The organism is Streptomyces amritsarensis (assembly GCF_001953875.1).
Lineage (GTDB): Bacteria > Actinomycetota > Actinomycetes > Streptomycetales > Streptomycetaceae > Streptomyces > Streptomyces amritsarensis.
Genome location: NZ_MQUR01000203.1, coordinates 1 through 1,806, shown reverse-complemented (window position 1 = coordinate 1,806; position 1,806 = coordinate 1). Strand labels below are relative to the sequence as shown.

1 protein-coding gene and 1 pseudogene are annotated in these 1,806 nt (G+C 73.6%); one reads left to right on the top strand and one right to left on the bottom strand.

Going from position 1 to position 1,806, the window contains the following annotated elements:
* The first annotated feature begins 104 nt into the window (after positions 1-104).
* On the top strand, positions 105-674 hold the full coding sequence (locus tag AVW11_RS35510) for a GNAT family N-acetyltransferase (protein ID WP_076047080.1): 570 nt from the start codon (positions 105-107) through the stop codon (positions 672-674).
* Here AVW11_RS35510 and AVW11_RS35505 read toward each other — a convergent pair.
* A pseudogene (locus AVW11_RS35505) lies at positions 671-1,806 on the bottom strand (type IV secretory system conjugative DNA transfer family protein); the annotation flags it as partial. The gene AVW11_RS35510 and the pseudogene AVW11_RS35505 overlap by 4 nt on opposite strands.

Below are 1,806 nucleotides of genomic sequence, written 5' to 3'. Positions count from 1 at the left end.
GGAAAGCCCCGCACCTTCTGGTGCGGGGCTTTTCTGCGTTCAGGGGTGCGGATGCGCGGAATCACGAATGAAGTCTGGCGGACGGATGGCTAGGATCTCCGCTCATGAACGAAGTCCAGCACGTGATACGTCCGGTGCGCGTCGACGAGTGGGCGAAGGTCAAGGAGCTGCGGATCGCCGGCCTCAAGGACCCGGCGGCTCCCGTCGCGTTCCTCGAGACGGTGGAGCAGGCCGAGGGGCACCCCGACGAGTTCTGGCAGGGGCGGGCCGCGGGAGCCTCGCACGGGCGGGCCGCACGGCAGTCCGTCGCCGAGGCCCACGACGGGCGCTGGGTCGGCACGGTGTCCGTGCTCGTCGAGGAGGCCGGGACCATCGACTTCTTCGACCAGGCCGTCGAGCGGACGCAGGGCCACCTGGCCGGGGTGTTCGTACGGCCCGAACAGCGCGGGACCGGGCTGACCGAGGCCCTGTTCGCGGCGGCGCTGGAGTGGGCCTGGGCGCTGCGGGAGCCGGTCCTGGAGCGTGTACGGCTCTTCGTGCACGAGGACAACGCGCGGGCCGGCGCCTTCTACCGGAGGTACGGGTTCGAAGCGACCGGCACCGTCGTGCCGGTGCCCGGGAACCCGGCCGCCAAGGAGCTGGAGCACGCGCTGCGGCGGCCCGACACGGCTTAGAGGCCGGCTCCGGGCCAGCGGGAACGGGCCTGTTCGCGGCTGCGGCACAGGGCGAGGAGGGGAAGCGGGTCCCCGGTCAGCAGCTCCGGGAGCTGGGGGATGGGGGCCACGGCCGCCACATCGTCCAGCACCAGGGACAGTGGTGGGTCGAGCCGACCGTGGGATGACCGTGCGGCCATGCGGCGGCCGTGCTCGACCACGTGAGAGGCGAGTGCGGTCAGCAACGGCATCGCACCCGGGTGGGTGCGAGGGTCCTCCAGAGCTTCACCCACCACATACAGGGTTCCCCCTTCGGCCAGGAACGAAGCCAAGGTGAGCGAATCCGTTCGGTTCGAGCTGCAGGCCTCGCGGATGTGGATCGAAGTCAGGCAGGACAGGGCACGGGCCGTCAGGTTCTGGGCCAGTTCGCGGCGTTCCGGGTGCGCGGTGAGGGCGCTCTCCAGTTCACCGGCCGCTCCCGCGGCGGCGCCGGGGTGCGTGCGCAGGATGCGTACCGGGTCCTGGGCGCTGTTGCCCTGGGCCCAGCGGTGCAGCTGCTTGAACGGGCGGTCGTCGAGGGCGGCGGCCTGGAGCCAGCTGCGCAGGAGCGTTTCGGCGGTGTCGGCCACCGCTTCGTCCATCCGGGCCTGCGGGCGTACGGGAGCCAGCAGGGCTACGGCGCGGGCGGCGGCGGTGTCGCGGTCGGCGCAGCCCTCGGCCGGGTTCCAGTGCATGCGGGCCGGCGTGTCGCACAGGTGGGAGGGGTCGTAGAGGAGGACCGGGCCGAGTTTGGCGCGGGCGTCCTTGGTCTCGGCCCACAGGGTGGGGGAGGAGGTCACGACCAGGGCGGCTCCCTCCGCCTCGCCGATGCGGGTTGCCGCGGCGCGCAGGCGGTCGTCAGGGCCGCCGTACGTGATCCCGTGCGGGGCGGGGTCGGGGGTGCCGGCTGTGCCCGCCGGTGCCGATGCCGATGCGGGGGCGTAGCCGAAGCCGTAGCGGTAGGCGTCGTGGTTCCGGCCGTGGGGGGTGTCGGCCCCGGGGGCTTGCGGCTCGAACGCGTGCGGGGCGGGGCCGGCCGGGGCGGGAAGGGGTGTGGTGGGGAGGTGGTCGGGGGTGTGGGGGCCGGGGGCTTGCGGCTCGGACGGCGGCGGGG

Bases quoted from the DNA above. Each gene is read 5' to 3' on its own strand.
- AVW11_RS35510 (WP_076047080.1), top strand. From the start codon at position 105: ATGAACGAAGTCCAGCACGTGATACGTCCGGTGCGCGTCGACGAGTGG.